This is a genomic window from Pseudomonas sp. TZ252, from assembly GCF_056110345.1.
The window spans coordinates 4,101,709-4,119,648 of the sequence record NZ_CM148566.1 but is presented as its reverse complement, the minus strand read 5'-3'; the positions used below and the strand labels follow the sequence as shown (position 1 = coordinate 4,119,648).

At 67.4% G+C, this 17,940-nt stretch carries 22 protein-coding genes; 9 read left to right on the top strand and 13 right to left on the bottom strand.

Going from position 1 to position 17,940, the window contains the following annotated elements:
* Window positions 1-80 precede the first annotated feature (80 nt).
* On the top strand, window positions 81-974 hold the full coding sequence (locus ACYAF3_RS19030) for a LysR family transcriptional regulator (RefSeq protein WP_019726574.1): 894 nt from the start codon (window positions 81-83) through the stop codon (window positions 972-974).
* A gap of 52 nt (window positions 975-1,026) precedes the next feature.
* On the opposite strand, the gene ACYAF3_RS19025 is transcribed toward ACYAF3_RS19030, so the two are convergent.
* Complete coding sequence (locus ACYAF3_RS19025) at window positions 1,027-1,479, bottom strand: flavodoxin (RefSeq protein ID WP_003102319.1); 453 nt, start codon at window positions 1,477-1,479, stop codon at window positions 1,027-1,029.
* Window positions 1,480-1,758: 279 nt separating this feature from the next.
* Between ACYAF3_RS19025 and ACYAF3_RS19020 the strand changes: the two genes are divergently transcribed.
* The 6 genes from ACYAF3_RS19020 to ACYAF3_RS18995 all read left to right on the top strand — a co-directional run bounded on the left by ACYAF3_RS19020 (window position 1,759) and on the right by ACYAF3_RS18995 (window position 4,912).
* Window positions 1,759-2,316, top strand: a complete 558-nt coding sequence (locus tag ACYAF3_RS19020; protein WP_003102317.1) for a putative antibiotic biosynthesis monooxygenase — start codon at window positions 1,759-1,761, stop codon at window positions 2,314-2,316.
* A 110-nt stretch (window positions 2,317-2,426) separates the two neighbouring features.
* Window positions 2,427-3,131, top strand: coding sequence for a dihydromonapterin reductase (gene folM, locus ACYAF3_RS19015; RefSeq protein ID WP_003091895.1), 705 nt, complete (start codon window positions 2,427-2,429; stop codon window positions 3,129-3,131).
* 17 nt (window positions 3,132-3,148) lie between these two features.
* Window positions 3,149-3,709, top strand: coding sequence for a GTP cyclohydrolase I FolE (folE, locus tag ACYAF3_RS19010; protein WP_003091896.1), 561 nt, complete (start codon window positions 3,149-3,151; stop codon window positions 3,707-3,709).
* 1 nt (window position 3,710) lies between these two features.
* Window positions 3,711-4,082, top strand: coding sequence for a dihydroneopterin triphosphate 2'-epimerase (gene folX, locus ACYAF3_RS19005; RefSeq protein WP_003091897.1), 372 nt, complete (start codon window positions 3,711-3,713; stop codon window positions 4,080-4,082).
* Window positions 4,083-4,210: 128 nt separating this feature from the next.
* Window positions 4,211-4,522 carry a DUF1244 domain-containing protein gene (locus ACYAF3_RS19000; RefSeq protein ID WP_003091898.1) on the top strand — a complete coding sequence of 104 codons (312 nt, stop codon included), beginning with the start codon at window positions 4,211-4,213 and terminating at the stop codon, window positions 4,520-4,522.
* A 51-nt stretch (window positions 4,523-4,573) separates the two neighbouring features.
* Window positions 4,574-4,912 (top strand): HopJ type III effector protein, encoded by a 339-nt coding sequence (locus ACYAF3_RS18995; RefSeq protein WP_003091899.1) that lies wholly within the window; start codon window positions 4,574-4,576, stop codon window positions 4,910-4,912.
* A 179-nt stretch (window positions 4,913-5,091) separates the two neighbouring features.
* On the opposite strand, the gene ACYAF3_RS18990 is transcribed toward ACYAF3_RS18995, so the two are convergent.
* From ACYAF3_RS18990 to ACYAF3_RS18945, 10 genes are all read right to left on the bottom strand, one after another.
* The gene (locus ACYAF3_RS18990) at window positions 5,092-5,307 is read right to left on the bottom strand and encodes a TOBE domain-containing protein (protein ID WP_003091900.1); all 216 of its coding nucleotides are present in this window, start codon (window positions 5,305-5,307) and stop codon (window positions 5,092-5,094) included.
* Between the two features lie 40 nt (window positions 5,308-5,347).
* A complete protein-coding gene (ssuB, locus tag ACYAF3_RS18985) occupies window positions 5,348-6,172 on the bottom strand; it encodes an aliphatic sulfonates ABC transporter ATP-binding protein (protein ID WP_003102311.1) in 825 nt (274 codons plus the stop codon).
* Window positions 6,169-6,957, bottom strand: a complete 789-nt coding sequence (gene ssuC / locus ACYAF3_RS18980; RefSeq protein WP_003102309.1) for an aliphatic sulfonate ABC transporter permease SsuC — start codon at window positions 6,955-6,957, stop codon at window positions 6,169-6,171. Before ssuC ends, ssuB begins: the two co-directional genes overlap by 4 nt.
* Before the next feature lie 20 nt (window positions 6,958-6,977).
* On the bottom strand, window positions 6,978-8,126 hold the full coding sequence (gene ssuD / locus ACYAF3_RS18975; protein WP_003091910.1) for an FMNH2-dependent alkanesulfonate monooxygenase: 1,149 nt from the start codon (window positions 8,124-8,126) through the stop codon (window positions 6,978-6,980).
* Window positions 8,127-8,203: 77 nt separating this feature from the next.
* Entirely contained in the window at window positions 8,204-9,175 is a 972-nt protein-coding gene (locus ACYAF3_RS18970; protein ID WP_003091913.1) for a sulfonate ABC transporter substrate-binding protein, read from the bottom strand.
* 118 nt (window positions 9,176-9,293) lie between these two features.
* The gene (gene ssuE, locus ACYAF3_RS18965; protein WP_003091915.1) at window positions 9,294-9,887 is read right to left on the bottom strand and encodes an NADPH-dependent FMN reductase; all 594 of its coding nucleotides are present in this window, start codon (window positions 9,885-9,887) and stop codon (window positions 9,294-9,296) included.
* Window positions 9,888-10,040: 153 nt separating this feature from the next.
* A complete protein-coding gene (locus ACYAF3_RS18960; RefSeq protein WP_003102306.1) occupies window positions 10,041-10,790 on the bottom strand; it encodes an ABC transporter ATP-binding protein in 750 nt (249 codons plus the stop codon).
* On the bottom strand, window positions 10,787-11,611 hold the full coding sequence (locus tag ACYAF3_RS18955) for an ABC transporter permease (protein WP_003102304.1): 825 nt from the start codon (window positions 11,609-11,611) through the stop codon (window positions 10,787-10,789). Before ACYAF3_RS18955 ends, ACYAF3_RS18960 begins: the two co-directional genes overlap by 4 nt.
* Window positions 11,612-11,614: 3 nt before the next feature.
* Window positions 11,615-12,616: an aliphatic sulfonate ABC transporter substrate-binding protein gene (locus ACYAF3_RS18950; protein ID WP_003102303.1), complete on the bottom strand. Its 1,002-nt coding sequence runs from the start codon at window positions 12,614-12,616 to the stop codon at window positions 11,615-11,617.
* A gap of 250 nt (window positions 12,617-12,866) precedes the next feature.
* Window positions 12,867-13,505: a peroxiredoxin gene (locus ACYAF3_RS18945; protein WP_003102302.1), complete on the bottom strand. Its 639-nt coding sequence runs from the start codon at window positions 13,503-13,505 to the stop codon at window positions 12,867-12,869.
* A 205-nt stretch (window positions 13,506-13,710) separates the two neighbouring features.
* On the opposite strand from ACYAF3_RS18945, the gene ACYAF3_RS18940 reads away from it, so the two are divergent.
* On the top strand, window positions 13,711-13,920 hold the full coding sequence (locus ACYAF3_RS18940; protein ID WP_003102301.1) for a DUF6316 family protein: 210 nt from the start codon (window positions 13,711-13,713) through the stop codon (window positions 13,918-13,920).
* Window positions 13,921-14,122: 202 nt separating this feature from the next.
* Window positions 14,123-15,694 carry a malate:quinone oxidoreductase gene (locus ACYAF3_RS18935; protein ID WP_003102300.1) on the top strand — a complete coding sequence of 524 codons (1,572 nt, stop codon included), beginning with the start codon at window positions 14,123-14,125 and terminating at the stop codon, window positions 15,692-15,694.
* Between the two features lie 223 nt (window positions 15,695-15,917).
* Here the strand turns inward: ACYAF3_RS18935 and ACYAF3_RS18930 are convergent, their stop codons facing one another.
* Window positions 15,918-16,583, bottom strand: a complete 666-nt coding sequence (locus tag ACYAF3_RS18930; protein ID WP_016852589.1) for a YceH family protein — start codon at window positions 16,581-16,583, stop codon at window positions 15,918-15,920.
* A 128-nt stretch (window positions 16,584-16,711) separates the two neighbouring features.
* Entirely contained in the window at window positions 16,712-17,896 is a 1,185-nt protein-coding gene (locus ACYAF3_RS18925) for a thiolase family protein (protein WP_003114496.1), read from the bottom strand.
* Window positions 17,897-17,940: the final 44 nt, after the last annotated feature.

The window sequence follows — 17,940 nt, the reverse complement described above, 5'->3', positions numbered from 1 at the left end:
TGGGAAATCGGGGATGGAGAAAGGATAAGGCCCGGCCTATCATCCCCAAAGCGAATTGTCCGCATGAGAGCCATTCCAGAATGGAATTCCGTCAACTCCGCAGCTTCGTCGAAGTGGTCCGCCAGGGCAGCTTCACCCAGGCGGCTCAGGTCCGCCACGCCAGCCAGTCGACCATCAGCAAGCAGGTCGCCCAACTGGAGCAGAGCCTTGGCGTGCAGGTATTGGAACGCAACGGGCCGCACGTGCGCCTGACCGACGCCGGCGCCGTGGTGTTTCGCCGCGCCGAGGAGATGCTGCGGCTGCGCCGCGACCTGCTCAGCGAACTGGACGACCTCAGCCAGCTCAACCGCGGCGAACTGCGCCTGGGCCTGCCGCTGCTCGGCGCCGACGCGCTGTTCGCCCAACGCTTCGCCGAATACCGGCGGCGCTATCCGAACATCGCCGTGCACCTGGTGGAAGGCGGCAGCAAGACCATGGAGCAGGCGGTGCTGGCCGGCGAGCTGGAACTGGCCGGCAGCCTCACCCCGGCGGACGACGGCTTCGACTACCAGCCGTTCTGCAACGAACCGCTGGACGTGCTGCTGCCGGCCGGGCATCCCAAGGCCGCTGCCGCCAGCGTCGCCCTCGGCGAACTGGCGGACAGCCCGTTCCTGCTCTACCAGCAGAGCTTCACCCTCAACGACCGCCTGCTGCGCGCCTGCCTGGAGGCCGGCTTCAGCCCGCGCGAAGGCGGCCGCAGCGGCCAGGCCGACTTCCTCGGCGCGCTGGTGGCGGCCAACCAGGGAGTGGTGCTGCTACCACGGGTGATCGCTCGCGAGATCGAACGCCCGGGAGTGGTGCGGGTCCTGCTCAGGGAGCCGGACCTGCGCTGGGACATCGCCTTCATCTGGCGCCGGGGCGGCTACCTGTCGCGGGCGGCGCAGGCCTGGCTGGAGCTGCTGCGCGAGCGGCCGCTGGAGGAAAGCCCGGCGTAGGGCGAATAACCGCCACGCGGTTATCCGCCGCCTCGGCGGGGTACGCCCGGGATCAGCCCTTGAGGGCGGCGGCGAACTCGGCCAGCCAAGGCTCGGCGTCGGTCTCGGGGGTAACGGTTTCGCTGGCATCCAGGCGCAGCATCGGCAGCACTTCGCGCACGCCCAGTTCGCCGAACAGTTCGCGAACCTGCTCGCCGCCACCGCAGAACGTGTCGCCGTAGCTCGAATCGCCCAGGCCGATGACCCCGCCCGGCAGGCCGTGCCAGGCCGGCAGTTGGTCGCGGATCGCGTAGTACAGCGGTTGCAGGTTGTCCGGCAGTTCGCCCATGCCGGTGGTCGAGGTCACCACCAGGAATGCCTCGGGGGCGAAGGCCTTGAGTTCGTCGAGGCTGGCGCGGGGCAGATGGGAGGCCTCGAGGCCGGCCGCGGACAGCAATTTCTGGGCGTGCCGGGCGACTTCTTCGGCGGTGCCGTAGACCGAGCCGGAGAGAATGGCGACTTTCATGAACACTCCGTAAGCCAACAGGGGTAAGCCGGGCATTATGCCGCATGCGTACGCCGAGCGGGACGCACCGAATCAATGCAGACAGGCCGCAAAAGCACCATTTCGGTGCGCGCCCTGTCATCGGGATGTCATCGCGCTGCCGTAGACACGGCAGCGAACCTTCGCCACCACGGCGGGAACGATCCTTGCCTGTCCTCCGACGCAGCCCACCACCCCCGGCGCTGCGCCGTTGTCCGAGGGCGCCCACGAAGCGCGCTCAACCGTTCCAGGAGATACACGATGTCTACCGCTCCCGTTACCCTGCTGGTGGCCCGCCGCGTCGCCGCCGGCCGTTACCGCGACTTCCTCGCCTGGCAGCGCGAAGGCGAAGCCCTCGCCGCCGACTTCCCCGGCTACCTCGGCTCCGGGGCGCTGGCGCCGCCCGCCGGCGGAGACGAATTCCAGATGATCTTTCGCTTCGCCGACGACGCCACCCTCGCCGCCTGGGCCCACTCCGCCTCGCGCCAGGCCTGGCTCGAACGCGGCCAGGGACTCTTCGACGAACCGCGCGAGCGCCGCGCCCACGGACTCGCCGCCTGGTTCGACGACAACCGCAAACCGCCGCGCTGGAAGCAGAGCGTGGCGATCTGGCTGGCGTTCTTCCCGGTCTCGCTGGCCTTCAACCTCGGCGCCGGCCCCTACCTCGGCGAGCTGTCGCTGGCCGCGCGGGTGCTGCTCAGCACCCTGGTCCTCACCCCGTTGATGACCTACTGGTTCATCCCTCTCTCCAGCCGCCTGCTCGCCCCCTGGCTGCACCGCCGCCCGCAGCGCGCCGCCAGCCTGCCGGAAGCGCACTGACGGCTTGCCGCCCACCCCGGCGGGGTGGGCCGTAGCGCAAGGCTTTGCCCGACTGGCTCAGTCGGGTACCCTGCATCCATCCGATTCCCTTCGCCTGCTGTGAGAGTCCCATGGCGACAGCCCCGATCCTGATCACCGGCGCCAGCCAGCGTGTCGGCCTGCATTGCGCCCGCCGCCTGCTGGCCGACGGCGAGTCGGTGATCGTCAGCTACCGCAGCGAACGCCCGGCGCTGGACGAACTGCGCCAGGCCGGCGCGCTGACCCTGCACGCCGACTTCGCCAGCGAGGCCGGCATCTTCGCCTTCATCGGGGCCCTCCGACAGCATACCGACAGCCTGCGAGCGATCGTCCACAACGCCTCGGACTGGGTCGCCGAGACGCCCGGCCACGAAGCCGAGGCGTTCCAGCAACTGTTCAGCGTGCACATGCTCGCGCCCTACCTGATCAACCTGCACTGCGCCGAGCTGCTGGAACGCTCGCAGCCTGCCGACATCGTCCACCTCACCGACGACGTGGCGCGCAAGGGCAGCGCCCGGCGTATCGCCTACTGCGCGAGCAAGGCCGGGCTGGACAACCTGACCCTGTCGTTCGCCGCGCGCTTCGCGCCGAGGATCAAGGTCAACGCCATTTCACCGGCACTGGTGATGTTCAACGACGGGGACGACGCCGAATACCGCGCCCGCACCCTGGCGAAATCCGCCCTCGGCATCGAACCGGGGCCGGAAGTCATCTACCAGAGCCTTCGCTACCTGTTGGACAACCCCTACGTCACCGGGACCACCCTGACCGTGAACGGCGGCCGCCACGTCAAGTGAGGCGCCAAGGACCCCTTATGAACCCAGCACTTTCCCAGCATTACCGGGAGATCCTCGTCGGTCTCGGCGAAGACCCGCAGCGCGAAGGCCTGCTCGACACCCCGAAGCGCGCGGCCAAGGCCATGCAGTACCTCTGCCACGGCTATGGCCAGACCCTGGAGGAAATCGTCAACGGCGCGCTGTTCGCCTCGGACAACGATGAAATGGTCATCGTCCGCGACATCGAGCTGTACTCCCTGTGCGAACACCACCTCCTGCCCTTCATCGGCAAGGCTCATGTGGCGTACATTCCCACCGGCAAGGTGCTCGGCCTGTCGAAGGTGGCGCGGATCGTCGACATGTTCGCCCGCCGCCTGCAGATCCAGGAGAACCTCACCCGGCAGATCGCCGAGGCGGTCCGCCAGGTGACCAGCGCCGCCGGCGTGGCGGTAGTGATCGAGGCCCAGCACATGTGCATGATGATGCGCGGGGTGGAGAAGCAGAACTCGCAGATGTTCACCTCGGTGATGCTCGGCGCGTTCCGCGACTCGAACACCACCCGCCAGGAATTTCTGCAATTGATCGGAAGGAGCAAGTGACATGCCGCGACTGGAACCGGGAATGGCGCGAATCCGCGTCAAGGACCTGCGCCTGCGCACCTTCATCGGGATCAAGGAGGAGGAAATCCTCAACAAGCAGGACGTGCTGATCAACCTGACCATCCTCTACCCGGCCGCGGACGCCGTGGAGGTCAACGACATCGAGCACGCGCTGAACTACCGCACCATCACCAAGGCGATCATCCGCCACGTCGAGGAGAACCGCTTCGCCCTGCTCGAACGGATGACCCAGGAAATCCTCGACCTGGTGATGGAGAACCCGGCGGTGCGCTACGCCGAGGTGGAAGTGGACAAGCCGCACGCGCTGCGCTTCGCCGAGTCGGTCTCGATCACCCTCGCCGGCCACCGCTGAGGCGGCCGACGAGCGAACCGCGCGAAGACGCGCACAAGCGTTGCCCGCCGGCCGCGCCAACTCTTATCATCGCCGGACCTGGCCCTGTGCCTTCACCCTGCCCCGAGCCATCGTCGAGAAACACCGCCATGACCGCAGCCAACCTCACCGAACAGCAACGCCTGGAACTCGAAGCCGCCGCCTTCCGCACCCTGGTCCATCATTTGCAGACCCGCAAGGACGTGCAGAACATCGACCTGATGAACCTCGCCGGTTTCTGCCGCAACTGCCTGTCCAAGTGGTACAAGGCCGCCGCCGACGACCTCGGGGTGGAAGTCAGCAATGACCAGGCCCGCGAAGAGATCTACGGCATGCCCTATGCCGAGTGGAAAGCCAAGTACCAGAAAGAAGCGAGCCCGGAACAACAGGCCGCCTTCGCCAAGAGCCAGGGCAACGCCTGAGGCCACCGGGCCCCTTGCCAACCCTGCCCCAGACACCATGAGCCTGTTTCGATGACCCTGACCGACTTCCGCGCGCGTCTGCGCAGCGAACACCACCTGTTCACCGACACCCTGGCGTTCATCGCCGAGCACTACAGCTACACGCCGAGCGCCTTCGACAACGGCAGCGTGAGCAACCCGGCCGGGCAGAACGAAGGTTCCTGCAAGACCCTGGGCTTCGCCATCCTCGAAGGCCTCAGCCTCGAGGAAACCCTGCTGGCCTTCGGCGAGCACTACCGTGCGGTGCGCGACAACCCGGAAGGCGACGACCACGCCAACATCCGCGCCCTGCAACAGACCGGCCTGGCCGGCGTGCATTTCGAGCGCCAGCCCCTGTCGCGCCGGGGCTGAGAAGTCCCGGTCGCCCCCACGGCGGATGACCGCGAGCGGTTATTCGCCCTACCGACCGCTCCATAGCGACCCACGCCAGCCGTCGCCACCGGCCGGCCTTGCCGATACGCGACGAAAAAAGGCGGGGCCCCATCGGGGTCCCCGCCCTTCTCGCCACCGCAAGCGCGGCGCAGCCAGCGTCACAGCTTGGCGATGGATACCTCGGTGGACTTGACGAAGGCGATCACTTCGCTACCGATGGCCAGCTCCAGTTCCTTCACCGAACGCGTGGTGATCACCGAAGTGACGATCCCGGCGGCGGTCTGCACGTCGATCTCGGAGAGCACCGGCCCTTCGATGATTTCCTTCACGGTGCCCTTGAACTGGTTACGAACGTTGATGGCTTTGATGGTCATGGCGTTTCTCCTGGGGGGATTCGGAACGAGGCATGGTTGGTTAGAGCGCCCAGCGCAGTTGCGTGGGCAGGGGTGAAACGGGCTCGGGTTGCGGCGGCAGCTCCGGCTGCGCCAGCACCCGGTTGAGCACTTCGGCTTCCAGCGCGGCCAGTCGCGCCGAGCCACGCGAGCGCGGCCGGGGCAGTTCCACCGGCAGGTCGAGGCCGATCTCGCCGTCCTCGATGAGGATCACCCGGTCGGCCACCGCCACCGCCTCGCTGACGTCGTGGGTGACCAGCAGGACGGTGAAACCGTGTTCGCGCCAGAGTCCTTCGATCAGTTGCTGCATCTCGATCCGGGTCAGCGCATCGAGCGCGCCGAGCGGCTCGTCGAGCAACAGCAGGCGCGGCTCGTGGATCAGCGCGCGAGCCAGCGCGACGCGCTGCTTCTGCCCGCCGGACAGGGCCGCCGGCCACTCGTTGGCACGCTCGGCCAGGCCGACCGCCCGCAGCGCCTGCAGGGCCTTCGCCCGCCAGTCGCCGCGCAGGCCGAGGCCGACGTTGTCGATCACCCGCTTCCACGGCAGCAGGCGCGAGTCCTGGAACATCAGCCGGGTGTCCTCGCGGGCCTCGGCCAGCGCCGCCGAGCCGGCCAGCAACTCGCCGCGGCTGGGCTGGTCGAGGCCGGCCAGCAGGCGCAGCAAGGTGCTCTTGCCGCAGCCGCTGCGGCCAACGATAGCGACGAACTGCCCGGCCGGAACCAGCAGGTCGATGTCCTTGAGCACCTCGCGCTCGCCGAAGCGCCGCGCCACTCCGCGCAGGGCCAGCGGGATACCGCGCTTGAGGCGCTGCGGAGTGCCGCCAAGGGCGGCGTTGTGGGCATTCATGCGCCACCTCCCTTGACCTGGTAGGCCGGGTGCCAGCGTAGCCAGACGCGTTCCAGGCCGCGGGCGGCGAGGTCGGCGAGCTTGCCAAGGACGGCATAGAGCAGGATCGCCAGGACCACCACGTCGGTCTGCAGGAACTCGCGGGCGTTCATCGCCAGGTAACCGATGCCGGAGCTGGCGGAAATGGTCTCGGCGACGATCAGGGTCAACCACATGAAGCCGAGGGCGAAGCGCACCCCGACCAGGATCGACGGCAGCGCGCCGGGCAGGATCACCTGGCGGAACAGGGCGAAGCCGGACAACCCGTAGCTGCGCGCCATCTCCAGCAGGCCGGGGTCGATGCCGCGGATGCCGTGGTAGGTGTTCAGGTAGATCGGGAACAGCGTGCCGAGGGCGACCAGGAAGATCTTCGCCGACTCGTCGATGCCGAACCACAGGATCACCAGCGGGATCAGCGCCAGGTGCGGCACGTTGCGGATCATCTGCACCGAACTGTCGAGGAAGCGTTCGCCCCACTTCGACAGGCCGGTGACGAAGCCCAGCACCAGGCCGATGGCGCCGCCGATGAGAAAGCCGATCGCCGCGCGCCAGCCGCTGATCGCCAGGTGCTGCCAGATCTCGCCGCTGCGCAGCAGCGCCCAGCCGGCCTCGAGTACGGCGCTGGGCGCGGGGAGGATGCGGCTGGACAGCCAGCCGAACTCAACCGCCGCCTGCCACACCGCCAGCAGGACCAGCGGCAGCGCCCAGGGCGCCAGGCGCTCGGCCAGTCGTTTGGAAATGCTCATGTCGTTCGCTCCGACCGCTCTCAACTCTGCGCGGCCTGCCGGGGCAGGATGTCGTTGGCCACCATCTCGCCGAACGGGCTGACATAGCCGCGTCCCTCGGGCTGCGCCGGGCGCTGCACGTCGAGGTGCGGGAACAGCAGTTCGGCGACCCGGTAGGACTCTTCCAGGTGCGGATAGCCGGAGAAGATGAAGGTATCGATGCCCAGCTCGGCGTACTCCCTGACCCGCGCCGCCACCGTCGGCCCGTCGCCGACCAGCGCGGTGCCGGCGCCGCCGCGCACCAGGCCGACGCCGGCCCAGAGATTGGGGCTGACTTCCAGGTTGTCGCGCGAACCGCCGTGCAGCGCGGCCATGCGTTGCTGGCCGACCGAGTCGAAGCGCGCCAGGGAGGCCTGGGCGCGGGCGATGGTGTCGTCGTCGAGGTGCGCGATCAGGCGATCGGCGGCCTGCCAGGCTTCCTCGCTGGTCTCGCGGACGATCACGTGCAGGCGGATCCCGAAGCGCACCTGGCGGCCCTGGCGGGCGGCCTTCTCGCGTACCTGGGCGATCTTCTCGGCAACCGCCGCCGGCGGCTCGCCCCAGGTCAGGTACAACTCGACCTGCTCGGCGGCGAGGTCCTGGGCGGCCTCCGAGGAGCCGCCGAAGTACAGCGGCGGACGCGGCTGCTGCAACGGCGGATAGAGCAGTTTGGCGCCCTTCACCTGGATGTGCTTGCCGGCGTAGTCGACGGTCTCGCCCTCCAGCACACGACGCCAGATGCGGGTGAATTCGACCGACGCCTCGTAGCGTTCGGCGTGGCTCAGGTGCAGGCCGTCGCCAGCCAGTTCGTCGGGATCGCCGCCGGTGACCAGGTTGAACAGCGCGCGGCCGTTGGACAGCCGGTCCAGGGTCGCCGCCTGGCGCGCGGCGACGGTCGGCGAAATGATCCCGGGACGCAGCGCGACGAGGAACTTCAGGCGCTGGGTTACCGGGATCAGCGAGGCGGCGACCAGCCAGGAGTCCTCGCAGGAACGTCCGGTGGGGATCAGTACGCCGCCGAAGCCCAGGCGGTCGGCGGCCTGGGCGATCTGCTGCAGGTAGCCGTGGTCGACGGCACGGGCGCCCTGGGTGGTGCCCAGGTAGTGGCCGTCGCCGTGGGTGGGAAGGAACCAGAAAATCTCGAGGCTCATCGCAATTGACTCCAGGGTGAGCGCGCCGGCGTGGCGTAGCCGCGCGATGATCGTGTCGGTATGTGGGCGGTACGGGCTCAGGGTGCGCTGGCGACCTTGCCGGCCGGTGGCGTCCAGATCACGTCCTTGATGCTCAGCGGTTTGGGAATCAGCTTCAGCTGGGTGAAGGTGTCGGCGATCTTCTGCTGCGCCTCGACCACCGCCGGGGTGATCAACTGCGCGCCGTAGCCCTGGCGCTTCACCGCGGTAAGGGTGATGTCGGCGGGCAGCCCGAGCAGCGGCGCGACCTGCTCGGTCACCTGCTGCGGGTTGGCCCGCGACCAGTCACCGACCTCGCGGATCTCGTCCACCAGCTTGTCGAGCACCTGCGGATGCCGTTGCGCGTAAGTCCGGGTGGCGAGGTAGAACTGGTGGTTGTCGACCAGCTCGCGACCATCCACCAGGACCCGCGCGGACAACTGCTTCTCGGCGGCGGCCTGGTAGGGGTCCCAGATCACCCAGGCGTCGACGCTGTGACGCTCGAAGGCGGCGCGGGCGTCGGCCGGCGGCAGGTAGACGGGTTGGATGTCGCTGTACTTCAGGCCGGCCTGCTCGAGGGCGCGGACCAACAGGTAATGCACGTTGGAGCCCTTGTTCAGGGCGACTTTCCTGCCCTTCAGCTCGGCCACCGACCGAATCGGCGAGTCCTTCGGCAGGAGGATCGCCTCGCTGGTCGGCGCCGGCGGTTCGTAGGCCACGTAGAGCAGGTCGGCGCCGGCGGCCTGGGCGAATACCGGCGGGGTTTCGCCGGTCACGCCGAAGTCGATGCTGCCGACATTGAGTCCCTCGAGCAGTTGCGGGCCACCGGGAAACTCGGTCCATTGCACCTTCACGCCGTCTTCGGCGAGACGTTTCTCCAGGGTGCCGCGGGCCTTGAGCAGGACCAGGGTGCCGTATTTCTGGTAGCCGATCCGCAGGGTGTTGGCCGACTTCTCGTCGGCCTGAACGCCGTAGGACAGGGCCGCCACCAGCAGGGCCGCCAGTCCACGACGCAAAGCGATGGTGCGCATGGCGCTCTCCTTTGTCGTTGTGGGTGCCGAACCTGCCGCGCCGTTGACGGAACAGTGAGGTCGTCGTGTGTGCGTTGTGCAATCGGGCCGCGGCGCGCGTGCGCTGGCGGCGGACGGATCAGATGCTCCAGCGGGCGTTCACCAGGCGCTCGTTGAGCAACTGCGGGTCGATCGGCTGCGGCCGTCGCGAGAGGGCCAGGTGGAAGGTTTCCAGGGCGTTTTCCAGGCGCTGCTCGAGGACCGGTTCCAGGCGCGCCGGGTCGCTCTCGGTGGCGTAGGCGATCTGCTTGTCCACGGCGAATACGCCATGCAGTACCTCCTGGGCCTTGAGCGCGGCCAGGACCGGCTTCAATGCATAGTCCACGGCCAGCATGTGCGCGCTGCTGCCACCGGTAGCGAACGGCAGCACCACCTTGTGCTCCAGGGCGCGCTCGGGCAACAGGTCGAGCAGGACCTTCAGCGCGCCGGAAAACGAGGCCTTGTACACCGGGGTGGCGACCAGCAGGCCGTCGGCGCGGCCGATCTGCTCGGCCAGCGCCAGTACCGGCGGACTGTCGAGGCGGGCACGCAGCAGGTCCTCGGCGGGAAAATCCAGCACCTGGTGGCTGGCCACCTCGACGCCGCGACGGCTCAGCCAGTCCCTGGCACGCTCCAGCAACACCCCGGAGCGGGAGCGTACGCTGGGACTTCCGGCGATGGAAACGACGAGCATGGGGGGATTCCTTATAACCGGAAAACAGAATATTCGTTTGGCTTGCTAACCAAGTTGCATAGACCTTAACAGGCGGCCTCATATTCCAATAAATGTTTTTTATTCATTTATTTATTCCATAAAGCATATAAGAACCCGGTTCGGGGTCTTGCCTCAGAGCACGTGCGCCCGCTGCATTTCGGTCAGGGCCTCGCCGCGCAAGTAGGCCAGCTCCACCGCCCGGCGATCGCGGGGACGCGCCAGCGGTACGTGGAACTCGCGGCGGATGTGTCCGGGACGGCCGCCCATCAGCAGCACGCGGTCGGCGAGATAGAACGCCTCGTCGAGATCGTGGGTGACCAGCAGGACGCTGATCTCGTAGTTCTGCACCACGTCCTGCAGCAGGTCCTGGAGGCGCATGCGGGTGAAGGCGTCGACCGCGCTGAACGGCTCGTCGAGCAACAGCACCTGCGGCCGTCCGTAGAGACCGCGGGCGATCGCCGCGCGCTGCGCCATGCCGCCGGACAGTTGCTTGGGCAGCAATCCTCCGCAGCCGGCCAGTCCGACATCGGCGAGCAGGCGCTCGACCCAGTGCTCGTCCTCCAGCCAGCCGTCGGCGAAACCGACGTTCTGCGCCACCGTCAGCCAGGGCAACAGGCGCGGCTCCTGGAACACCACGCCGATTCCGCCGCTGCGGCCGTTCTCGCCGTCCGGGCCGAAGCCGAGGATCGGGTTGCGTTCGACAGTGCCCTGGAAGTCATCGTCCAGTCCGGCGGCGATCCGCAGCAGGGTGCTCTTGCCGCAACCACTGGGGCCGAGCAGGCTGACCACCTCGCCGGGCGCCAGCGACAGCGCCACGCCCTCCAGCACCCGCTTATCGCCATAGGCCTTGCGAATCTCCAGCAGGTCGAGCAGGCCGCTCATGCGCCGCCCTCCCCGTCGAAGCTGTCGCGCCAGCGCAGGGCCCGGCGCTCCAGCGAGCGGAGCAGGCCATCGCTGAGCTTGCCGAGGGCCGCCAGGACCAGGATCGCGGCGATCACCAGGTCCGGACGCGAGGTTTCCCGACCGTCACTGAGCAGGTAGCCGAGGCCCTGGGTGGCGGCGATCAGCTCCGCCGCGACGAGGAACATCCAGCTCAGGCTGAGCGCCCCGCGCAGGCCGGTGAACAGGTTCGGCAGCGCCGCCGGAAGGAGGATGCGGCGGACCAGGGCGAAGCGCGACAAACGGTAGAGCCGCCCCAGTTCCACCCACTTGCGATCGACCCCGCGTACCCCGGCGACCAGCGCGAGGTAGACCGGGAAGAAGGCGCCGAGGGCGATGAGGACGATCTTCGGCGTCTCGTCGATGCCGAACCAGAGCAGCAGCAGGGGCACCCAGGCCAGGCTGGGGATCGCCCGCAGGGCCTGGAAGCTCGGCTCCAGGTAGGCTTCGGCGCGACGACTGAGACCGACCCAGGTACCGACCACCAGGGCCAGGCCGCTGCCGATCGCGAAGCCGGCGGCGACCCGCGCCAGGCTCGCGCCGACATGCCCCCACAGCTCGCCGCGAGCCAGTTCCACCAGGGTCAGCAGGATGCCGCTCGGCGCCGGCATCTGGTAGGCCGGCAGCCAGCCCAGGCGCACCAGCGCCTCCCACGACGATAGTGCCAGCAGCGGCAAGGCCCAGGCCCGCCAGGCGCCCGGCACGCGCAGTCGCCACGCCCGGCGCGAGACTCGCCGGGCCAGTCGCAGGCTCTGGCTGACCATGGCTCAGGGCTCCGTGCGCGCCAACGGGACACCGCCGATGACCTCGGCGGCCCACTGAGGCGCGATCAGTTCGTCGACCACCTTCTGCACGTCCACGCCCGGCCGCACCAGGCGCTCGTCCGCCAGGATCGGCGCCGCGGCCTTGAGCGCGGCGACCTGTTCGACGCCCGGCAGCGGCTGGCTGAAATCGGTGCGCGACAGTTGCAGGCGAGCCACTTCCAGCGGCAGGCCGGCTTCCTCGGCAAGCAGTTGCGCGGCCTCGTCGGGATGCCCGATCACCCAGTGGCGCGCCTGCTCGTAGGCCGCCAGCACCTGGCGGATCAGTTGCGGATGGCGTTCGGCGAAATCCTCGCGGACATTGAGCACGCCGTAGCTGTTGAAGCCGAGGTTGCGGTAGAGCAGCCGCGAGCCGGCCTGCAACTCGCTGGCCGCCATGTGCGGATCGAGTCCGGCCCAGGCGTCGACCTGGCCCTTCTCCAGGGCTACCCGGCCGTCAGGATGCTGCAGGTGGACGATACGCAGGTCGTTCTTGTCCAGGCCCACGCTGTGCAGGCTGCGGAGCAGGAACAGGTAGGGATCGGTGCCCTTGGTGGCAGCCACCTTGCGCCCCTTGAGCTCGGCGAGGCTGCGGATCGGCGAATCCTTGCGCACCAGCAGCGCGGTCCACTCCGGGCGGCTGGCGACGTATACGGTACGTACCGGGCTGCCGTTGGCCCGCGCGAGTACCGCGGCGAGGCCGGCGGTCGAGGCGAAATCGACGCTGCCGGCGTTGAGGTACTCCAGGGAACGGTTGCTGCCCTGGCTGAACACCCAGCGCACCCGGGTGCCGCTGCCGTCCAGGCTTTTCTCCAGCCAGCCGAACTTCCTGAGCGCCAGGCTGGTGGGGGCGTAGTAGGCATAGTCGAGACGGATTTCAGCGGGGGCGGCGGCCTCTGCCGCGGGAAACACGGCAAGAACGGCGAGCAGGGCCAGCCAGGCCCGGCAGCGACGGAGAGCGGCAATCATGCGTCTGCTCCTGGAAGGAGGTGGATGAGCGAGCCTTCTCCCCGTCTGGCGGGCAAGTCAGAGCCGGTTTCGGAAATGGATGGCGGATAAAAAGCGTCGCGGCGACGCGCTGGCGCACATAAAAAAGAGGGCCGGTCGAAACCGGCCAAAAACCCTGCTCGTGGCTAAACAGCGTTGCATGACGGCACGCACCGTCGAATAAAAGGTCCCGCCTGCCGTGCCTGCCCATGCAGGCGGGACGAATCCGGCCTCAGCGGTTGGGCTGGGGCGTCAGGCGCAGGTAGGGCTTCACCGCGCGGTAGCCTTTGGGGAAACGCCGCTTGATCTCTTCCTCGTCCTTCAGCGAAGGCACGATTACCACCTCGTCGCCGTCCTCCCAGTTGGCCGGCGTGGCGACCTTGTGCTCGTCGGTCAGTTGCAGCGAATCGATCACCCGGAGGATCTCGTTGAAATTGCGCCCGGTGCTCGCCGGGTAGGTGATGATCAGGCGCACCTTCTTGTTCGGGTCGATGATGAACAGCGAACGCACGGTCAGCGTGTCGTTGGCGTTCGGGTGGATCAGGTCGTAGAGTTCGGAAACCTTGCGGTCGGCGTCGGCGATGATCGGGAAATTGACCCGGGTGTCCTGGGTCTCGTTGATATCGTCGATCCACTTCAGGTGCGACTCCACCGGATCCACCGACAGCGCCAGGACCTTGACCCCGCGCTGGGCGAACTGGTCCTTGAGCTTGGCGGTGAAACCCAGCTCGGTGGTGCACACCGGGGTGAAGTCGGCGGGGTGGGAGAACAGCACGCCCCAGCTGTCGCCCAGCCACTCGTGGAGGCGGATGCGCCCTTCGCTGGAGTCCTGTTCGAAATCGGGGGCGATGTCGCCGAGTCTGAGGCTCATGGGGTCACTCCTTGTTCGTGTTGGAGCCCACTATGCCCAAGGCCGGCTGACGTTAAAAAGAATAAATTCAGATTTTCTTATAACAAAAAATAGAATACCCAACCCTTCGCCTGGAAATCCGTCTCCTTTCGTCCGCCGGCCTGCCGCCCGGCCAACCCCCGCCTACACTGAAAACACCTTGGCCCGCTATCCAGGAGTCGCCGTCATGTTGGGGAAACGTTCCACCGATCCCACCCCAGCCACCCGCTTTCGCAGCGATCGCATAAGTTCGGTGAATGGGCAGTACTTCTTCTCCACCCGCGAAGGGACCCTGGAAGGTCCCTATTTCACCCGTTTCGACGCGGAGCGGGAAATCGACGCGTATATCCGCAGGATGCGCCAATCGGCGGAAATCCACGCGCCGGGTTCCCGCTGAAACGATACAGGCGCTGAATTTATTTCCCGGCGGCTGAAACGTTCAAGAAAGGGAAGGCAGGTATTCTCGGCGGAACGCCGAGGCAAATGTCACCGCATGTGAACGCACTCACATCGGGGGTGAGTTCCAGTATCATTCACCCGGTGAATACCTGCCATGTCGTGCGTATCCACGCTTCTCCACGTTTTCTAGCGGTAAATCCATGAAAAAAATCTTATTGATGCTTTTGTGCGTCAGCGTGCTGGGTTGCTCCAAAAACAGCGTCGAATCGGAAAAACCGGTCGACGTGCTCCTGATCGGTGGCGGCATCATGAGCGCCACCCTGGGTACCTATCTGAACGAACTGGAACCAGGCTGGACCATCGAGATGGTCGAGCGCCTGGACAAGGTCGCCGAAGAAAGCTCCAACGGCTGGAACAACGCGGGCACCGGTCACTCGGCGTTCTGCGAACTGAACTACACCAGCGAGGCCGCGGACGGCTCGATGGATATCAGCAAGGCGGTGGCGATCAACGAGAACTTCGAGATCTCCAAGCAGTTCTGGGCCTACCAGGTCGACCGCAAGGTGCTGAACGATCCGAAGTCGTTCATCAACAACGTCCCGCACATGAGCTTCGTCTGGGGCGACGACAACGTCGCCTTCCTCAAGAAGCGCCACGCCGCCCTGCAGCACAGCTCGCTGTTCCGCGGCATGGAGTACTCGGAAGACCCCGAGCAGATCAAGCAGTGGGTGCCGCTGGTGATGGAAGGCCGCGAGCCGGGGCAGAAGATCGCCGCCACGCGCATGTCGATCGGCACCGACGTCAACTTCGGCGAGATCACCCGCCAACTGGTGGGCTCGCTGTCGGCCAAGGACACCTTCAAGCTGCGCCTGCAACATGAGGTCCGCGACCTCAAGCGCAACGACGACAACACCTGGACCGTGACCATGGCCGACCTGGCCAATGGCGACAAGGAAACCAGCGTCAAGGCCAGGTTCGTCTTCATCGGCGCCGGCGGCGGCGCGCTGAAGCTGCTGCAGATGTCCGGCATCCCCGAGGCCGAAGGCTACGCCGGCTTCCCGGTGGGCGGTTCGTTCCTCGCCACCACCAACCCGGACGTGGTCAAGCGCCACCTGGCCAAGGTCTACGGAAAGGCTTCGGTGGGTTCGCCGCCGATGTCGGTGCCGCACCTCGACACCCGCATGATCGACGGCAAGCCGGTTCTGCTGTTCGGTCCGTTCGCCACCTTCTCCACCAAGTTCCTGAAGAACGGCTCGCTGTGGGACCTGCCGGGCTCGGTGACCAGCGGCAACATCGGCCCGATGTTCAACGCCGGCATCGACAACTTCGATCTCAGCCAGTACCTGATCGGCCAGCTGATGCTCAGCCAGGACGACCGCATGGCCTCGCTGCGCGAGTACTTCCCGGAAGCCCGCGACGAGGACTGGAAGCTGGTGCAGGCCGGCCAGCGCGTGCAGATCATCAAGAAGGACGCCGAGAAAGGCGGCGTACTGCAATTCGGCACCGAAGTGGTGACCGCCGCCGACGGCTCCGTCGCCGCCCTGCTCGGCGCCTCGCCGGGCGCCTCGACCGCCGCGCCGATCATGCTGTCGGTGCTGGAGAAGGCCTTCAAGGACAAGGTCGCTACTCCCGAGTGGCAGGCACGCCTGAAGGAAATCGTGCCGTCTTACGGGCGCAAGCTGAACAACGACATCGAGCTGACCAACAGCACCCGTGCCTGGAGCAGCGAGCGCCTGCAACTGATCCACGTGCCGGTACAGCCGGAGGCCTGATCGGCCACCGACGCGCGCGCATGAAAAAGCCCGGCAATAGCCGGGCTTTTTTGGGTTGGCGTTCGCCTTGCGGGGCGGCGCATCGGCGGATAACGCCGCTGGCGTTATCCGCCCTACCCGACAGGCAGCGCCGCCCACAAAGTCACTGCGGGCCGTAGGGCGAACAACCGCTCGCGGTTATCCGCCGGAACCTGCATGTCACCGATTGCGCCCTCCCCCGATATCACGCCCCTCCTTCGAGCCTGGCCAGGCGCTCCTCCAGCGCCGCCAGGCGCGTCTCCAGCTCGGCGATCCGCGCTTCCGCATCGGCCGACAGAGCGGCCGGCGCGGCGCGTTCCGGGTCGCTGCCCATCGCCTCCACGGCGGCCTCGAGGTCGGCCTGGCTGCCGAGCAGGTGCATGTAGCGCTCCTCGCGCTGCCCGGCGCGACGCTCCAGGTGCACGGCCAGGCCACGGCCGGCGAGGCGTTCCAGGTGGTGGCGGATCTGCTCGACGTCGTCGAAATCGTGCAGGCGGTTGCTGCGGGTGAGCAGTTCGTTGAGGGTCTGCGGACCACGCAGGAACAGCAGGCCGAGCAGCGCCACCTGTGGCGCCACCAATTCCAGGCCCTTGCCCAGGGTGTGCTCCCAGCGGTCGGCGCGGCTGCCCATCACCAGCCTGACCAGGCCGCGCCCCTCGAGCTGGCGCAGGCTCTGGCCGACCTGGCCGGGCGTGAGGTTCATCACCGGATCGCGGCTGGTCTTCTGGTTGCAGGCGAGGACCAGGGCATTGAGGGTCAGCGGATAGGTTTCCGGGGTGGTCGCCTGCTTCTCGACGAGGCTGCCGAGAACCCGTGCATCGACGGCGCTCAGCGGGTCGTCGACGAACGGCGAGTTGGGCTCGGTGGACATCGCTACATCCCTATGCAAGGAAAAAGGCGCCTAGCCTAGCGCGAGTCGCCGGGGATGGCACGGAGCGTCATGTAAATAAAACCCATGAGGCGAGCCCCGACCTGCGGGGCCCGCCGTCGCGCACGGGCTCAGCGTACGGCTTCGAACAGCCCGCTGGCGCCCATGCCGCCGCCGACGCACATGGTCACCACGCCGTAGCGCAGGTTGCGCCGGTGCAGTTCGCGGACCAGATGACCGACCTGGCGCGAGCCGGTCATGCCGAACGGGTGGCCGATGGCGATGGAGCCGCCATTGACGTTGTACTTCTCGTTGTCGATCTCCAGCCGGTCGCGGCAGTACAGGCACTGCGAGGCGAAGGCTTCGTTGAGTTCCCAGAGATCGACGTCGGCGATCTTCAGCCCCTTCGCCTTGAGCAGCTTCGGCACCGAGAACACCGGACCGATGCCCATTTCGTCCGGCTCGCAGCCGGCCACGGTGAAGCCACGGAAGAAGGCCTTCGGCTCCAGGCCCAGCGCCAGCGCTTTCTCCAGGCTCATCAGCAGGGTCATCGAGGCGCCGTCGGAGAGTTGCGAGGCGTTGCCGGCGGTGACCGAACCGTCCTCGGCGAACGCCGGCTTCAGCGAGGCCAGGCCTTCGAGGGTGGTGTCCGGGCGGTTGCAGTCGTCGCGGTCGACCACTCCGTCGAGCACCTGCTTCTCGCCGCTGGCCTTGTCCTCCACCGCGTAGCGGGTGGTCATCGGCACGATCTCGTCGGCGAACAGCCCGTCCGCCTGGGCTCGCGCCATCCGCTGCTGGCTCTGCAGGGCGTAGGCGTCCTGGGCCTCGCGGGTGATGCCGTAGCGACGGGCGACGATCTCGGCGGTCTGCCCCATGGGGTAGTAGATGCCCGGCACCTCCCTTTGCAGCAGCGGGTTCACCAGGTGGTCGGTGTTGACGCTCTTCAGGGTCAGGGTGATCGACTCGACGCCGCCGGCGACGATCACCTCGCTGCAACCGGAAGCGATCTGGTTGGCGGCGATGGCGATCGCCTGCAGGCCGGAGGAACAGTAGCGGTTGAGGGTCATCCCCGGCACCTGGATGCCGAGGCCGGAGAGCACCGCCACGTTGCGCCCGATGTTGTGACCCTGGGCGCCTTCGTTGGAGCCGGCGCCAACGATGCAGTCATCCACCAGCAGCGGGTCGAGGTCGTTGCGCGCCAGCAGCGCGTCGACGCAGTGGGCGGCCATGTCGTCCGGCCGGGTCAGGTTGAACTTGCCGCGGAAGGACTTGGCCAGGCCGGTCCGGACGCTGTCGACGATCACCACTTCACGCATGGGGGTACCCTCGCTGTTATTGTCGGTCGGCCGCCGGGGCAGCG